Raw genomic sequence first — 15,640 nt, forward strand, 5'->3', positions numbered from 1 at the left:
ATTTAATGCGGAAACGATAATTATGTGGCAATTGCTGGCACCATAAAGTTTTCTCTTTCCAGGCCGAAAACCAGAGTATCTGTCTAGCGGAAAGAGAAAACATGTTAAAACGAATGAAGATTGTTACCAGCTTACTGCTGGTATTGGCGCTATTTGGCCTTTTACAGCTCGCCTCAGGCGGCTTGTTTTTTAACTCACTGAAGAATGACAAAGAGAACTTTACCGTTCTGCAAACCATTCGCCAGCAGCAGTCTGCGCTGAACGCTACCTGGGTTGAGCTACTGCAAACGCGTAATACCCTGAACCGGGCGGGAATTCGCTACATGATGGATCAGAGCAACATCGGCAGCGGCGCGACCGTTGCAGAACTGATGCAGGTGGCGAGCAATGCCCTGAAGCTGACCGAAAAAAACTGGGCGATTTACGAGTCGCTTCCGCGCGATCCGCGTCAAAGCGAAGCCGCGTTCCAGGAGATCAACCGCACCTATGACATCTATCACGGCGCGCTGGCGGAGCTGATCCAGTTACTGGGTGAAGGCAAGATCAACGCGTTTTTTGATCAACCGACTCAGAGCTATCAGGACGGTTTTGAGAAGCAGTACATGAGTTACATGCAGCAGAACGATCGCCTGTATGACATCGCGGTTGAGGACAATAACGCTTCCTATAGCCAGGCGATGTGGGTGCTGGTGTGTGTACTGATTACCGTGCTGGCCGCTATCGTTGCGGTGTGGTTTGGTATCAAACTGACGCTGATCTCTCCGATGAACCGCCTGATTGAAAGCATTCGTCATATCGCCAGCGGCGATTTGGTGAAGCGTATTGAGGTGGAAGGTTCCAACGAGATTGGACAACTGGCGGAAAGCCTGCGCCACATGCAGGGTGAACTGATGAACACCGTGGGTGACGTGCGTAACGGCGCTAACGCGATTTACAGCGGCGCCAGCGAGATTGCGATGGGCAACAACGATCTCTCCTCACGTACCGAGCAGCAGGCAGCTTCTCTGGAAGAAACGGCGGCCAGCATGGAACAGCTGACGGCGACCGTGAAGCAGAACGCCGAAAACGCGCGTCAGGCCAGCCATCTGGCGCTGAGCGCTTCGGAAACCGCGCAGAAAGGCGGTAAAGTGGTCGATAACGTGGTGCAAACTATGCGCGATATCGCTTCCAGTTCGCAGAAAATCGCCGATATTATCAGCGTTATTGATGGCATTGCCTTCCAGACCAATATTCTGGCGCTCAACGCCGCGGTAGAAGCCGCACGTGCGGGCGAGCAGGGGCGTGGTTTTGCGGTGGTTGCGGGTGAAGTGCGTAACCTGGCACAGCGTAGTGCGCAGGCCGCGCGCGAGATCAAGAGCCTGATTGAAGACTCGGTCAGCCGTGTGGATGTGGGGTCAACGCTGGTGGAAAGCGCCGGTGAAACCATGGATGAGATCGTCAATGCGGTAACCCGCGTGACCGATATCATGGGTGAAATTGCCTCCGCCTCTGATGAGCAGAGCCGCGGTATCGACCAGGTGGGTCTGGCCGTTGCAGAGATGGATCGCGTGACGCAGCAGAACGCCTCGCTGGTGGAAGAATCCGCCGCTGCCGCTGCGGCGCTGGAAGAGCAGGCCAGCCGTCTGACCCAGGCCGTAGCCGTGTTCCGTATTCAGCATGACCAGCAGCGCGCGCGCGACGTTGCCGCCGCTAAACCGGTTTCAACGGTCCAGCCGCGTAAAGCAGCGGTAACTGATGCCGGGGATAACTGGGAAACGTTCTAAGCCTGTGATGCCCGATAAGGCGTAGCCGCCATCGGGCAATCAGCGCAGCATCAGGCGCATGGCGCAGCGTCGTTCGTACGTCTGCCCGTGCGCCACCTCTTCAGCTCTTTTTTCGCGCAATTCCGGCGAAAGCGTCTCGTCAGCCAGCATTTCAAAACCCAGTCGCGCATACAATGGCGCATTCCACGGCACATCGCGGAAAGTGGTCAGCGTCAATGACGTATAACCTTTCTCGCGAGCCTGTTCGGCAACATAGCCAATCAACCTGCGGCCAATTCCTTTTCCCTGCCACTCCAGATGCAGCGACAGTTCAGCAATAAACAGCGATGACCCCAGCGTTTCGGCTACCAAAAAACCGACCGGACGCTCATCGACCTGCGCCAGCCAGCTCATGCCGGCGGCGGCAAATGCCCGATGCTGAGCAGCCGATATAATCTGGTCGTCAGCAATCCACGCCAGGTCGGGGATGAGTAAAAAACGTTGCCCCGCAGATCGTTCGATGGCGGGAAGAGCGGCAGTTTCTGCCAGAGTCGTGGCGCGCAAGATAATGTTCATACGTGGAGCATAACATGCCCGATAAGCGCGGTGTTATCGGGCATCTGGAGGATTAATCTTTACGCGGATCGCTAATGGGCTGGCGTACCAGGATGATGTAGGCGAGGGCGCCCACCATGGTGACGCAACCGCAGATAATCAGCGCCAGGCGGAAAGAGTTAGTGGTATCCACAATAAAGCCGGTAACGATCGGCGCGAAGGACGCGCAGATAAAACTGGCAAAGTTCTGGATACTGCCTACGGAGGCGGTCATACGTGAAGCGACGGCGACGTGGATCAAGCCCCAGCAGGAGGTTCCGGCGAAGTGGATACAGAACAGCGCCATACCGATCAGTAACACCGCGGCCATTGACGTTGTCGCCTGCGGTACCACGAAGGTGAAGGCTGCAGAGCAGAACATCCCGGCGATAATACAAATCTTCCGGCTCTTAATCGGTGCCATACCGCCTTTCACCAGCCAGTCGGTGACAAAACCGTTAATCAGCATGCCAGCTGCGCCAAACAGGAACGGAATGGCCGCCATTAAGCCGGTGCTTTTTAAATCCAGGTTGTAGGAGGTCTGCAGGTAGCCCGGCAGCCAGGCCAGGTATAACCATGCGGTGTAGTTGATGCCGCTAAAGCCCAGCATCATGCCCCACATGGTACGGTTGCGGAACAGGCTGCGCCATTCGGCAAAGCTCAGCGGATCGCGGCGGGCATTGACGCTGCCGGCGTTCAGGTAAGCCTGTTCTGTGGCGCTCAGATCAATCTGCTCGCGGTTGCGATACAACATGTACCAGCCGATGGCGAGGAAAATGCCCAGCACGCCGATGGTAATAAACATCCAGCGCCAGCCCATAACCAGCATCATTGCAGCCAGAATCGGTGGACTAATGGCGACGCCGATGGTGGAGGCGGCGTTAAATAAACCCATGGGGCGGCCGCGCTCTTTGATGTTAAACCAGTCGTTGATGACTTTTACGCCGCACGGGTTCATGGGCGCTTCGCCGATCCCCATGCCAATACGCACCAGCACAAACTGAGTGAAGCTGTGTACCATCCCGGACAGCGCCTGAAACAGCGACCAGAAGAACATCCCGAGTCCTAACATAATGCGCGGACCCTTGCGATCCAGCAGCGGGCCGCAGGGCAGTTGTGCAATACCGTAAGCGAGAGAGAAGACCGACAGCAGGACACCGATTTGCGTGGCGCTCAGCCCCAGTTCTTCCCGAATTGTTAAGTTGGCGACTGATAATGAACTACGGTCGAGGTAATTAATCACCGCAGCAAAAAATAATAAAATCATTGCTGTGGTCTGAATACGTTTAATTCGGCTACTGCGTTGTACCATGCCCTCAGGCGGAACATTAATATCCGCTGATGACGACGTGTCAAACGAAGAACTCGGGTCGAGGGTAATATTATTTTTTTCCACGCCGGACTCCTGAACCTCAATAATTTATTTTCACACAGCAGTGGGCTGTGCAGTATTGAAAAAATACCAGTGATGAATCAATTTACTCATCACCGCTCACAAAAGTTTTTAATGCAGTCGACTTAGCGTGAGCATAGGCAAGAGGTATTTTTCAGGGGTTTATATTTTTATAAAATCGTGCTCCCGGTAATGGTTTGCTGTTTTTTATCGGTACTTAATGCGCAGCAGCGCTACTTTGATTAATGGAGCGGATCATCGATTGTTTGGCTGTATTCAAATGGTTACATAGCGCCAGGGTGGCATCCAGGTCGCTGCGGCAGATCAGCGCGCTGAGGATGGTCATATGCTCATCGATGGCAATGATATTGCGCTGTTTAAGATCGCTTTCATCCCACTGATAGTGGAAGTGGAAAATCACGGAGATGATTTCAAGTGATTGATTAAAAAATATATTGTCGGCAGCAGAGAGCAGTAAAGCATGAAACTCACGGTCTAACTGCGAGAACATACGAAAGCTGCTGCCGATGCTGTCGCGCAGGATGCGATGGCGCTCCAACAGCGTTTTGGCCTGCAGCCAGCGCGGGTCATCATCGGGCAGATTGAGGAAATGCTGCAAAGAATGGGTCTCAAGCATTTCTCTGAGTTCAAACAGCTGTTCCGCATAGGCCTGATCGAACTGCTTCATGCTCCACTGACCGCGTTTTTCGTTTTTAATCAGGTTGTAACGTTCGAATTTTAAAAGATATTCCCGCACAACTACCGGACTGACACCTGCGGCTCTGGCAAGCTGCAGTTCGGAGAAACTCTCGCCTGCGCGCAACTGGCGCTGGTTGATCATGGTGAAAAAAGCCTGCTCGAAGATCCGGTTTTGCTCGGTCATGGAGGCGGTGGTGCAGGCAAAACCGTCGTCATGGTCAGGTTTACGCACGATGACATAGTGGCTGCCGACCTGTGTCAGTACGCCGCATTCGCTTAAATGGCTCAGCATATGGCGCACGGTGGTGCGACTGATGTTGTACATCTCGGCCAGCGCGCTTTGCGACGGAAGTGGGGAAGGGATATGACCACGCGCCATATCATCGATTATTTGGTTAATCACATTGTGGCGTAAGTTCTGTGAACGGCTCATGGTGTCTCCTTTTTCGCTATTAAAACCCGATTTAAAACATTTTTATGCGCTGAGATTCACAGATTACGTTTCCGCTTTCTCCGGTTTTTTTATTTTCGTCGATATCTGAGGCAACAAAAAAACAGGAGAGCAGAATCATGTCTACGATGAATACGTTGATTTGCCAGGAACCTAAAAAATTAGTCTGGAAAGAGCGTGAAATACCTGTTCCGGGTGAAGGTGAGGCATTAATAAAAATTAAGTCGGTGGGGATTTGTGGCACCGATATTCATGCCTGGGGCGGCAATCAACCTTTTTTCAGCTATCCACGTGTATTAGGCCATGAAATATGTGGGGAAATTGTCGGGCTGGGTAAAAATATACAAAATCTGAAAAATGGCCAGCAGGTGGCGGTTATTCCTTACGTGGCCTGTCAGCAGTGTCCGGCATGCCAGAGCGGGCGCACCAACTGCTGCGAGAATATTTCAGTGATTGGCGTGCACCAGGATGGCGGCTTCAGCGAATACTTGTCCGTGCCGGTGACCAACCTGCTGGATGCGCAGGGCATTGACCCGCAGGCGGCGGCGTTGATTGAGCCTTATGCCATCAGCGCACATGCGGTACGTCGGGCGGCGGTAGCGCCGGGTGAGCAGGTGCTGGTGGTCGGTGCCGGTCCGATTGGTCTGGGCGCGGCGGCGATTGCCAAAGCCGATGGCGCGCAAGTGGTGGTGGCGGATACCAGCGCCGCGCGCCGGGAGCATGTGGTTTCCCGACTGGATCTTCCGGTTATCGATCCGTCTGCTGAAGATTTTGATGCGCAATTGCGCGCTCAGTTTGGCGGCTCGCTGGCGCAAAAGGTCATTGATGCCACGGGGAATCAGCATGCGATGAACAACACGGTGAATTTGATTCGCCATGGGGGCAGCATCGTTTTCGTTGGGCTGTTTAAAGGCGATTTACAGTTCTCCGATCCTGAGTTCCACAAGAAAGAGACCACCATGATGGGCAGTCGCAACGCGACCCCGGAAGATTTTGCCAAGGTTGGCCGCCTGATGTCGGCAGGCAAACTGACCGCCGACATGATGCTCACGCACCGTTACGCGTTTGCCCAACTTGCAGAGATCTACGAGCGGGACGTGATTAACAACCGGGAACTGATTAAAGGCGTGATCACGTTCTGAGAGGATAAGTGTGATGAAAACATTGAATCGACGTGATTTTCCGGGTGTCAGCTACCCTACGCGCGTGATCCAGTTTGGTGAAGGTAATTTTCTGCGGGCGTTTGTCGACTGGCAACTGGATATCCTTAATGAGAAAACGGATCTCAATGCTGGCGTGACCATCGTTCGCCCGATTAATACCGATTTTCCGCCGTCGCTGAATGCTCAGGATGGGTTATATACCACGCTTATTCGTGGGTTGAACGAGCAGGGCGAGGCGGTAAGCGAGGCGCGGCTGATTCGTTCGGTAAATAACGAAATCAACCCGTACAAGGATTTCGCGGCGTATCTGACGCTGGCGCACAATGCGGACATCCGCTTTGTGTTTTCGAACACCACTGAAGCCGGGATTAGCTATCACGCGGCGGACCGTGTGGATGATGCCCCGCCGGTGAGTTTTCCGGCCAAACTGACGCGACTGCTGCTGGAGCGCTTTAACCATTTTGCGGGGGCGGTGGATAAGGGCTGGGTGATTATTCCTTGCGAACTGATCGACTATAACGGCGATGCGCTTAAAACGCTGGTGCTGCAGTATGCGCAGGACTGGCAGCTTCCTGCGGCGTTTGCCGATTGGGTGGAAACGGCGAATACCTTCTGTTCCACGCTGGTTGACCGCATTGTTACCGGCTACCCGCGCGAAGAAGCCGCCGCGCTGGAAGCTACGCTTGGCTATCACGATGCATTTCTCGATACCGCGGAACACTTTTATCTGTTCGTGATTCAGGGACCTGCATGGCTGGCTGAAGAGTTAAAGCTGGCGCAATGCCCTCTGAATATCCGAGTAGTAAACGATATTAAGCCGTACAAGGAACGTAAGGTCGCGATTCTGAACGGCGCGCATACGGCGCTGGTGCCGGTTGCCTGGCTGTGCGGGCTGGATACCGTTGGCGAAGCGATGCAGGATGCCGATGTCCGCCGTTTTGTCGAGCGGGCGGTTAGCGAGGAAATTATACCGGTATTGGATCTCGACGCCGATGAACTGCGAGAATTTGCCGGTGCGGTGAGCGGGCGTTTTCAGAACCCCTACATTCGCCATCAGTTACTTTCCATCGCGCTTAACGGCATGACCAAATTCCGCACCCGTATATTGCCGCAACTGCTGGCGGGCCAGCAAAATGGATGTTGGCCTGTGCGCTTAACCTTCGCTCTGGCCGCGCTGTTGGCGTTTTATCGCGGTGAACGGGCCGGGGAAGGCTATCCATTGCAGGATGACGAGCAGTGGATAAATCTGTATGCCAGCCTGTGGCCGCAAGTTGGCAATGATTTAACGCTGCGGGAACTGGTGAATGCAGTGCTCGGCGAGGCCGCGCACTGGGGTGAAGATTTAACGTTATTGCCAGGTCTTGCTGAGCAGGTGACAGCCAATCTGGAAATGATTCTGGTACAAGGTATGCGTCAGGCGGTGAACAGTCTGGAATAAGGTTGCCATGCAGCGCCCGGAGTGGTGTTGGGCGCTGTTTTTTTTAACCCTGAGCTGCCACCACTTTGATTTCAACCATTCCGATCCCCAGCTTCCGCGGCGAGTGGCCGAGAATATTGCCCTCGTTGGTGGCAACCGGATCGGGTGGGATAATCACCAGCGTATTGGCATCTGCCGGGTTTTCAAAATGTAAGGTAGTGGTGCTGATATCATGGCTTAACACCAGCGTCTGTTCTTCATTGCCAACGCGCACGGGTATCGGGCGATTGGCGTTATCGCCATAGGCTTTGGCGGTGATGACCAGATCGAATTTTTTCGGCAATGGCGCTTTGTATTCGATTTTTACCTCTTCACTGAGCTGCGCATTGGACCAGCGTCCCCAGGATTCGGGGCGTGAAATACCACTAAATTGTTTCACCTCTTCCGGCGCGCCCGCCACGTTAAAGACGAAGCTGTCGGCTTTGTAGCGAATATCGTTATCGACAATTTTCAGCGTATCGACGTTTCCTTTGTAGCGCTCCATGTCGATCACCGTGTCTTTAAAGACGGTTTTGCTTTTCCATTTGGCTTTGTCAACGTGCTGCACAATTTGTTGCCCGCCCAGTTGCCCCTGAGAGACGCACCAGTCGGTGGAAAGCGCCAACTCCGGCGCCCACAGCTGCGCCATTTTGTAGCAGCGATCGACCCAGACAAAGTTATCGCGCGGCGCGAAATCCGCCAACTGGAAGCGCAACGGCGCCGAGTATTCGCTTTCTGGTAGTGGTTCGACGCGTTTATCCGATACGCGCAGCAGCAGTGGCAGGCGGAAATGGCTACCGGAGAACGCGATCATGTTCTTGTCCTGGTCAATGGTGAACTCTTTCATCTCTTTCGGGAAATTCCACAGGCGGATGATATCGGGCTTCCACGCCAGCATTTTTTCTTTGATGTTGAGGAATACTTCCGACACGGATTCGCCCGACAAACTGCTGCGGCCAAGGCCGATAAAGTTATCGCCGCCCAGAATATCCAGCACCGTTGCGCCGTTATCCATCGTGTTACGTTTCACCGCCAGCGTATCCTGTTGCGGCTGGTCGCCGCGTAGCACGAAGAACAGGTTGTTGCGGTCCTGCTTGTTCAGATACTTCCAGGCGGTGTTGTTCATTGCCAGATGATCGGACGAAACCACGATCACGGTATCTTTAAACCACGGGGATGCTTTGATTTTATTAATAAATTCAGCGATGTTTTCCTGACTGCAGCTCACCGCGCTGAAAGATTGATTGGCCTTACCGTCGATGTCATAACGTTTACGGTTACAGCTACGAGAGATAAAACCATCCGGATGATGGGTATCCACGGTCAGGGTAAACAGTGAAAAACGTTGTCCTGAACGCGATAGTTCTTCAAATTTTTTCCATGCTTCGTCCAGCACGGTGTCATCGTAAAAGCCCCAGTCGTTACGATATGCGGGATCCGCCACCACGCTTTTTAACTCTTCTGCGCCGTACAGATGATCAAACCCGTGAGATTTCAGGAACACATCCTTCCCGGCAAAGCGCAGGTTGGCCCCCTGCACAAAGTAGTTTTGGTAGCCGGAGTTTTTCAGGATATCGCCGAGACAGATATTGTTGGGGAAAAAGCTGGAAACCGATGCCGAGGCGTTGCCTTCAAATGGCGCAAATAACGGGATGCCACATTGCGAAGCGACCATGCCAGCGATGGTGTAATCCGTCCCTGGTAGCTGCATGGTGTTGCTGAAATCCATGCCTTCGTTTTTCAACGCGCCGAGCTCCGGGGTCAGATCCGGGAACGCCTCGTTATTAAAGTAGGTGCGTTCGAGACTTTCGCCGTAGATATAAACCAGGTTCAGCTTCGGATGAGGGATGGTTTTCGACGGCTCTTTATAATAGGTCAGGAAATCCGGATCGCCATCGCGCGACTGAGATTTCACCAGTTCAGTTATCTGGTGAAACGCCGGGCTGGCGTCAACGGAGGCCAGCGCCAGCAGCAGGGCCAGTAGGCTGTAACCCACGTGATGCGGGTGATGGCGACGGCGGCGAAGGATCCAGCCGAGGGCGACGAAGACGGTCGTCAGCGCCAGCGCAATGCCGACGCCAGGCAGAATATATTTCCCGATACCTGCGCCGGTCAGGCTGTTGGTCAGAGTATAAAGCACCGCGTCGTTGATTCCGTCGCCGGTAAAATAGTCACTGGCATACAGTGTGATATTTAAGACAATAAAAATCCCCAGCACCGTTAACGTGGCGGCAAACCACCAGGTATTGCGACCCGCTTTCCAGGCATAAATCAGCACTGAAGCGAGAAACAGAGTGATGGAGATTAATTCTGACACGGTCGATCCTCAGTAAACCGGGCACATGCCTGGCAGGCTAATCATTTAGTGAGAGAACAATGTAATAGCGTTGTTATATTGCTGCAATTGTAGTGACATTAAATTACGTTGTTATTCAGAATTGGTTTAGATATGCGCGTTTTTTTGCGGGTAATTACGGCTTTCGTGATGGCGGTCTGTATCGGCAGGAATAGGGGGATGCCGCGCAGGGGATACGCGGCATTTAATGCCTCAGGAAATGAAGTTCATACCCTGTTTTAACACCAGATCGCAGGCCTTGGTTTTTACCTGCTTCGCCAGCGAGCTATTACCAATCGTGTTCAGGTCCAGCTGTTGGCCATCTTTGGCGTTGAGCAGGCCCTGAATGCCGTCCATGTAGTTGGTGTCTTGTTTCTGCTCTGGGGCACTGAGGCCGAGTTTATCCAGCACCTGGTTTTTGACGTTTTGCGCGTCGGTGACCGAGGCCAGTTTCTGTTTGGCGCAATATTCCAGGATCCCGGCGGCGTTATTCATGCTGCTTGAGGTCAGTGACTGATTGCTGCCATTCAGCAGACTGGTCAGGGAGGAGAGCGACGAGCTGCCCTGCGAGCCGGAGCTTTGTTTGCTCAGTTCACTGGCCGCGCTGGAGAGCGAGTCCTGCCAGGAGGCGGCAAAAACGCTGGTGGAGATGAGCGTACTGGCGGCAAGCGCACAGCACAGCAGACGTTTGGTTGTTTTCATCATTATATGCAACTCGTGTTATGCCTTTTCAGCGCAGTATAGCGCTGGCAGCTTTAGGAGTGGTCCTAATACGTTAATACTCTTTTCCTGTTACCCGGCTACGGTAGCTGTCCCAGTTAAAAATCACCCACAGGCTGTTACCGAGACGCATGCGATCCATCACGCGCTCACCCAGCAGTTTGTTCATTTCATCCATATTGCTGTTGGTTAACATACCGGTCGGGCGTTTTGAGGACGATCGGCGATCGACGATCTGATTGATGATCACTTTTTCATAGCGGGATTCGGTCTGCATGCCGATCTCATCGATCACCAGCAGATCTACATTGCTAAGATCGTTGAGCAACTGTTCTTCGCTGGTTTCACGGTTACTGAAGGTTTCTTTCATCGCCGACATGATATCAGCCACGGTAATGATCAGTACCGACTTACCGCGGAGCAGCAGTTCGTTGCAGATAGCTGCCGCCAGATGGTTTTTGCCGGTGCCGGGTTTGCCCGAGAAAATAAAGCTGGCGATGTTGCCGTCAAACTCATCAACGTACTGGCGGGCTTTGCTCAGGGCGTTCATCTGACCTTCGCATTCCACCCGATAGTTATCGAATGAACAGTTTTGGTGCAGCGGACGGATACCGGAGCGGTTGAATGTGCGCTGCATTTTCATGGCCCGGTTTTCGCGGGCCAGCGCTGCGGCACGAATTTCACCTTGCTCTTTTTGCCATGCCAGTAGCTCTTCGCCCGTTTTAAAGGCAGGCTCGACATTGGGCGGCATCATTTTTTGCAGACGTTTCATCAGATCGCCAACGTTTTTCATCGTTATCCTCTAAAACCTGGTGGAATATGGCTGTCAGGTTCGCTGACACTGTTCACATCGCGCTTTGGCATTCCGCCATTGCTGGCCCGGCCAATCTGGACGCTACGCGCCAGTTTTTGCTGCCACTGAATATGGTGAAAGACTTTGCCTTCGGCCTGCCAGTAGGCGACGAATGAGGCCAGTTCCTCGGCGGTGACCGGTTCTCTTAACGCCACGCCCCACAGAGCGGCCTGGCGCTGAAAGTCGGCATCGGGTTGCCAGTCAGCGTACATCGCAAATTTCCCCATTGGCACGGCCACGGGCGCAGCTTGCGGCTCTTCATAAAATTGCGCATCCAACGTCACATCGCTTCCTGGACGTGACAGCTTCTCTTCAAGCGCCAACAACTGAGCCAGTCGCGCAGGCGTCAGCGCGTAAAACGCTGGCGCATTGTTGGCGAATACCGCTACGGCACCACCCGCAGACTTTGCCAGTACCGCGTGGTGATCGTGTAGTAAGGCGTCAATGCTGATGACGTCCGGCGTCAAAATTTTGCAGGGCATAATGTTTCTCAAAACTGAACAACAACCGAGAAGGGACTGCTTTTATAGTAACACAGAGAACCAGGAGAGCAGCAGATGAGGGGGAGATTCCCCCTCTGCGAGGTGCTAAGAAATTACCGCGCTAGACGCGTGGGCGTTTGCGATACAGCCATAAGCCTGGTACGGATAAGCCGATAGAGAGCGCGCCGACAATCGATGAAGCTTTCAGGAAATTGGTCAATAGGGTGATCATCAGCGCTTCGCTATAGCCGAAATGGCCAATTTTTACCGCGGAGATCATGGCGGTGTAGGCGGAGATCCCAGGAAACATCGGGATCACAGCCGCAACGGTGAAGACCTTAGGATGCGCCAGATACCAGCGCGACCACTGGATCCCAATGCAGCCAATCAGCAGCGACGCCATGAAGGTTGACCATTCAATATTAAACCCTGCGCTCATCATCACCATTCGTGAACCGTGGCCCAGCGCGCCGAGTAACGCACACCAGGGAAGCGCGCGGTGCGGGACGTTAAACACCATGGCAAAGCCCAGAGCCGGGATCGCCGACAGGATCATGTCCTGTATCAGCGCCAGAATGAAATCGATCACGCCCATCCGCGCAGCCCCCATAAGGTCATCGACATAACCACCCCAATGCAGGTTGCCAACGTCAGGAGACTGGCAATGGCCCAGCGAGCCAGCCCGGTATTAATGTGCCCCTTAAACATATCCGCGACAGAGTTGATCAACGGAAAACCCGGAACCAGCAGCAGCACGCTGGCAGCCATGGCGATGGTTGGGGTGTGATTAAAGGTCGGCAGCGTCAGCAACAGGCCGGATATTGTGGTCGCCACAAAGGCGGTGATACAAAAGTTGATTTGCGGGTGCAAATGCCGTGACGCCAGAATCTGGCGGATATACATCGCCACCATGCTGGCGAAAAAGGTGATCACCGCGCCGTCCCATCCGCCGTTATTGAGTTTGCAAAAGCAGGCGCAGGACAAACCGACCATCAATGCGACCAGCCATCTTGGATAGCGTAGCGGCTTAATCTGGCTGAAGCGCTTCTCAACGCCTTTTATATCCAGTAGTTTGTGTTCCGCTAAAATAACGATGTGCTGCACTTCCGTCACGACGTGCATGTTAATGCCGCGATCATGATTTTTTCGGGTCGACGTCAGGCATTGTCCATCTTTAATGGTAGTCAGGACAATCGCATTGGAGGAGATGGCGCTTTCTACGCTATCCATGCCAAGCGCCAGGCCGAGGCGAGTGGATAGCTCGTCAACCAGCGCGCTTTCTGCACCATGCTGGAGTAAAAAAAGCCCACATTGTATACATAACCGTGTAACCGTTCGCTGTGACGACTGCTCTGTTTGCATGGTTCGCTCTGACTGAAAAGGATCTCATTGAATAGTGAATGTCTTCTTTTTATCATGAAGCATGAGCCAGTTGGCTCTGGCAAGATCAATCTTTGTGTTGAAAAAAGACGCAGGTCGTACTCGCTTACATGCCTTACCTGCTAATCAATAAAAACAGTATCACATGATAAGATAGTTTTATTTATCAGGATGGCAAATACGTAAGCAATTCTAACGTTCTATTTTAGTTCTTTTAATTGTACATAGAATGTATTTATGCGTAATTTTGTAATAACGGTTCAATAGTTTGACGCTATTGGGATTATAGCGCCATTATTTTAATGTTTGAATGAAATCCAAGGATAAACAATTCACCTCGTCTATTGTTTAGGGTTTTCCTGTTAATTAATACGTTTAATTTATCAGGGATCTTCTAATAAATGCGAATACGGACTGGTGAATGTGGAGGGGATATGTTGCCAGGACGCTGCAAAAACGCAATTATTATTAGCAAATTACCGATCGTACAAACTGGGCTTAAAGGTGTAATGCAAGAACAGTTTGCTGATTACGAATTGACTTACTGTCGTTCTGTTGAAGAACTAACATTGTTGCAGTTGCGGTGCGCTGATTTGGTGATTGCTGATTTATCAGCAGACTGCAATCATCCTCGCTCAGTTTGCGAACAATTTTATTCTTTATTATCTCAATACCGTGATATTCATTGGGTGTTTCTTGTATCTCGTGTTTTTTACCCTCTCGCCATCGAACTGCTGATGTGCCCGATCAGTTCGCTGTTATCTGATGCTGAGCCGATTGAAAGTTTAGTGAATGTAATTCACGCGGGAAATACCCGAGCTGAGAGGATAAGTAAATCTCTGATTTCCCCTCCCGTAATACCAGAGTTGGCTGACAATAGCGCCCGCTCAATTGCACTTACTCTCTCGGAGAGGAAAGTGCTGAGACTCCTGGGAAAAGGTTGGGGAATTAACCAGATTGCATCGTTACTTAAGAAAAGTAATAAAACAATCAGCGCCCAAAAGAACAGCGCCATGCGTCGCTTATCAATACATAGCAATGCAGAAATGTACGCATGGATAAATAGTTCTCAAGGATCGCGAGAACTGAATTTACCTTCAGTATATGGGGAGACCACGGAATGGAAAGCAGAAGCATTAAAAGAAACGTCGCACTTGTAGAAAAATGTGCGATGAGTCGCGTGGGTATTGAGAGTTTATTTAATACCATGCCGGATGACCAATACGCACTTCATCTCTTTTCGAACCAGCCTGCCTTTAGTCAGGCGATGTTAAAAATGTCATTTTCGGCAGTAATTTTTTCTCTTTCTGCTATCAGAACCGATCGCAGAGCAGGACTCGCCTATCTGACGGAGATGGCGATAAATTTCCCTCGCATCAGGCGTGTGGTGATTGCCGATGACGATGCTGAGGCACGTTTAATTGGCTCTCTGTCACCATTGCCGCTGGATGGGGTCGTTAGCAAAGCCTCTTCGTTAACTGTGCTGCAGGAAGCTTTGTTTACGTCGTTGAATTGCCCTACCCGGACAACCGAAAGCGCGAAAAACCATTGGTTTATCAATCAAAGCCGTGTGCTTAGCCCCACAGAACGAGAAATACTGCGTTTTATGTCAAATGGCTATTCGATGCCGCAGATTGCCGTTCAGCTTGAACGGAATATTAAAACCATTCGGGCGCATAAATTTAACGTAATGTCCAAGCTGGGCGTGAGCTCAGATGCGGGTTTACTGGATGCTGCCGATATCCTGCTGTATCTGCGTGCAGGCGAACCGACACCCATTCTTCAAGCGGCGTCGTGACGGTCAACGTAGACGTATTTTGTGTCGGGTTCAGTCACCGACCCGGGGCGTGAAACATCATTGGCACACATCAACCCAGGTGGCTGACGTTAGCTCAGCCATCCTTTCCGGCGTGATGCGAACCGCGCTGTGAATGGCTCCTGCCGCAGGCAGCACTTCAGCATAGTGCTTCAGAGAGACATCGCAATAAACCGATATCGGTGTTTCCAGCCCGAAAGGACAAACGCCGCCAACGGGGTGACCCGTCGCATTCACGACCTCATCACTACTCAACATACGGGCTTTGGCGCCGAATGTGCTCTTTAGCTTTTTATTATCCAGCCGGGCATCGCCTTTGGCGACGACCAGAATGATGTCGTTCTTCACTTTTAGCGAAAGTGTTTTCGCGATCTGACCAGGTTCGACGTTATGAGCTTTTGCTGCCAGCTCGACGGTTGCCGTGCTCTGATCTAATTCGATGATCTCAATATCTGGGGCGTGTTGCGCCAAAAATTGGCGTACTGATTGCAAACTCATTCTTCTCTCCAAATCGCCTACGGGCAGCTCATACAGCAGAAAACCGCATGGCGTAATT

The 15,640-nt window shown here is 52.2% G+C and carries 15 protein-coding genes; 5 read left to right on the forward strand and 10 right to left on the reverse strand.

Annotated features, from left to right (window positions below):
- The first annotated feature begins 101 nt into the window (after positions 1-101).
- Positions 102-1,763 (forward strand): methyl-accepting chemotaxis protein, encoded by a 1,662-nt coding sequence (gene tsr, locus FOB24_RS05100; RefSeq protein ID WP_038636951.1) that lies wholly within the window; start codon positions 102-104, stop codon positions 1,761-1,763.
- Positions 1,764-1,802: 39 nt separating this feature from the next.
- Here tsr and FOB24_RS05105 read toward each other — a convergent pair whose 3' ends face one another.
- The 3 genes from FOB24_RS05105 to FOB24_RS05115 all read right to left on the reverse strand — a co-directional run bounded on the left by FOB24_RS05105 (position 1,803) and on the right by FOB24_RS05115 (position 4,861).
- Positions 1,803-2,318: a GNAT family N-acetyltransferase gene (locus tag FOB24_RS05105; protein ID WP_042312563.1), complete on the reverse strand. Its 516-nt coding sequence runs from the start codon at positions 2,316-2,318 to the stop codon at positions 1,803-1,805.
- Positions 2,319-2,370: 52 nt separating this feature from the next.
- Entirely contained in the window at positions 2,371-3,732 is a 1,362-nt protein-coding gene (locus FOB24_RS05110; protein ID WP_087857417.1) for an MFS transporter, read from the reverse strand.
- A 214-nt stretch (positions 3,733-3,946) separates the two neighbouring features.
- A complete protein-coding gene (locus FOB24_RS05115) occupies positions 3,947-4,861 on the reverse strand; it encodes a GntR family transcriptional regulator (RefSeq protein WP_038636960.1) in 915 nt (304 codons plus the stop codon).
- 137 nt (positions 4,862-4,998) lie between these two features.
- Here FOB24_RS05115 and FOB24_RS05120 point away from each other — a divergent pair, with 137 nt between their 5' ends.
- Positions 4,999-6,021, forward strand: a complete 1,023-nt coding sequence (locus tag FOB24_RS05120) for a zinc-binding alcohol dehydrogenase family protein (RefSeq protein WP_087857415.1) — start codon at positions 4,999-5,001, stop codon at positions 6,019-6,021.
- 13 nt (positions 6,022-6,034) lie between these two features.
- Entirely contained in the window at positions 6,035-7,480 is a 1,446-nt protein-coding gene (locus FOB24_RS05125; protein WP_150344624.1) for a tagaturonate reductase, read from the forward strand.
- 43 nt (positions 7,481-7,523) lie between these two features.
- On the opposite strand, the gene opgB is transcribed toward FOB24_RS05125, so the two are convergent.
- The 6 genes from opgB to FOB24_RS05155 all read right to left on the reverse strand — a co-directional run bounded on the left by opgB (position 7,524) and on the right by FOB24_RS05155 (position 13,250).
- On the reverse strand, positions 7,524-9,815 hold the full coding sequence (gene opgB / locus FOB24_RS05130; RefSeq protein ID WP_085048364.1) for a phosphatidylglycerol--membrane-oligosaccharide glycerophosphotransferase: 2,292 nt from the start codon (positions 9,813-9,815) through the stop codon (positions 7,524-7,526).
- Positions 9,816-10,046: 231 nt separating this feature from the next.
- Positions 10,047-10,538 carry a DUF2501 domain-containing protein gene (locus FOB24_RS05135; protein ID WP_048215003.1) on the reverse strand — a complete coding sequence of 164 codons (492 nt, stop codon included), beginning with the start codon at positions 10,536-10,538 and terminating at the stop codon, positions 10,047-10,049.
- A 70-nt stretch (positions 10,539-10,608) separates the two neighbouring features.
- Positions 10,609-11,346, reverse strand: coding sequence for a DNA replication protein DnaC (gene dnaC / locus FOB24_RS05140; RefSeq protein ID WP_038636979.1), 738 nt, complete (start codon positions 11,344-11,346; stop codon positions 10,609-10,611).
- A gap of 2 nt (positions 11,347-11,348) precedes the next feature.
- A complete protein-coding gene (gene dnaT, locus FOB24_RS05145) occupies positions 11,349-11,888 on the reverse strand; it encodes a primosomal protein DnaT (RefSeq protein ID WP_150344625.1) in 540 nt (179 codons plus the stop codon).
- Positions 11,889-12,009: 121 nt separating this feature from the next.
- Positions 12,010-12,483 carry a threonine/serine exporter gene (locus tag FOB24_RS05150; RefSeq protein WP_038636981.1) on the reverse strand — a complete coding sequence of 158 codons (474 nt, stop codon included), beginning with the start codon at positions 12,481-12,483 and terminating at the stop codon, positions 12,010-12,012.
- Positions 12,474-13,250 (reverse strand): threonine/serine exporter family protein, encoded by a 777-nt coding sequence (locus tag FOB24_RS05155; RefSeq protein ID WP_085048363.1) that lies wholly within the window; start codon positions 13,248-13,250, stop codon positions 12,474-12,476. Before FOB24_RS05155 ends, FOB24_RS05150 begins: the two co-directional genes overlap by 10 nt.
- A 452-nt stretch (positions 13,251-13,702) precedes the next feature.
- Here FOB24_RS05155 and FOB24_RS05160 point away from each other — a divergent pair, with 452 nt between their 5' ends.
- Both FOB24_RS05160 and bglJ read left to right on the forward strand, forming a co-directional pair.
- Positions 13,703-14,428 (forward strand): helix-turn-helix transcriptional regulator, encoded by a 726-nt coding sequence (locus FOB24_RS05160; RefSeq protein WP_150344626.1) that lies wholly within the window; start codon positions 13,703-13,705, stop codon positions 14,426-14,428.
- Entirely contained in the window at positions 14,389-15,066 is a 678-nt protein-coding gene (bglJ, locus tag FOB24_RS05165) for a DNA-binding transcriptional activator BglJ (protein WP_051594501.1), read from the forward strand. The genes FOB24_RS05160 and bglJ overlap by 40 nt, the downstream gene beginning before the upstream one ends.
- Before the next feature lie 57 nt (positions 15,067-15,123).
- Here bglJ and FOB24_RS05170 read toward each other — a convergent pair whose 3' ends face one another.
- Positions 15,124-15,582 (reverse strand): YbaK/EbsC family protein, encoded by a 459-nt coding sequence (locus FOB24_RS05170; protein ID WP_038636987.1) that lies wholly within the window; start codon positions 15,580-15,582, stop codon positions 15,124-15,126.
- Positions 15,583-15,640 lie beyond the last annotated feature (58 nt).

Source organism: Citrobacter werkmanii (assembly GCF_008693645.1).
GTDB lineage: Bacteria > Pseudomonadota > Gammaproteobacteria > Enterobacterales > Enterobacteriaceae > Citrobacter > Citrobacter werkmanii.

Coding starts and splice junctions, on each gene's coding strand:
- FOB24_RS05160 (WP_150344626.1), top strand. CDS start 13,703: ATGTTGCCAGGACGCTGCAAAAACGCAATTATTATTAGCAAATTACCG.
- dnaT (WP_150344625.1), bottom strand. CDS start 11,888: ATGCCCTGCAAAATTTTGACGCCGGACGTCATCAGCATTGACGCCTTA.
- bglJ (WP_051594501.1), top strand. CDS start 14,389: ATGGAAAGCAGAAGCATTAAAAGAAACGTCGCACTTGTAGAAAAATGT.
- FOB24_RS05115 (WP_038636960.1), bottom strand. CDS start 4,861: ATGAGCCGTTCACAGAACTTACGCCACAATGTGATTAACCAAATAATC.
- FOB24_RS05125 (WP_150344624.1), top strand. CDS start 6,035: ATGAAAACATTGAATCGACGTGATTTTCCGGGTGTCAGCTACCCTACG.
- FOB24_RS05105 (WP_042312563.1), bottom strand. CDS start 2,318: ATGAACATTATCTTGCGCGCCACGACTCTGGCAGAAACTGCCGCTCTT.
- FOB24_RS05120 (WP_087857415.1), top strand. CDS start 4,999: ATGTCTACGATGAATACGTTGATTTGCCAGGAACCTAAAAAATTAGTC.
- FOB24_RS05155 (WP_085048363.1), bottom strand. CDS start 13,250: ATGCAAACAGAGCAGTCGTCACAGCGAACGGTTACACGGTTATGTATA.
- tsr (WP_038636951.1), top strand. CDS start 102: ATGTTAAAACGAATGAAGATTGTTACCAGCTTACTGCTGGTATTGGCG.
- FOB24_RS05170 (WP_038636987.1), bottom strand. CDS start 15,582: ATGAGTTTGCAATCAGTACGCCAATTTTTGGCGCAACACGCCCCAGAT.
- FOB24_RS05150 (WP_038636981.1), bottom strand. CDS start 12,483: ATGGGCGTGATCGATTTCATTCTGGCGCTGATACAGGACATGATCCTG.
- FOB24_RS05135 (WP_048215003.1), bottom strand. CDS start 10,538: ATGATGAAAACAACCAAACGTCTGCTGTGCTGTGCGCTTGCCGCCAGT.
- dnaC (WP_038636979.1), bottom strand. CDS start 11,346: ATGAAAAACGTTGGCGATCTGATGAAACGTCTGCAAAAAATGATGCCG.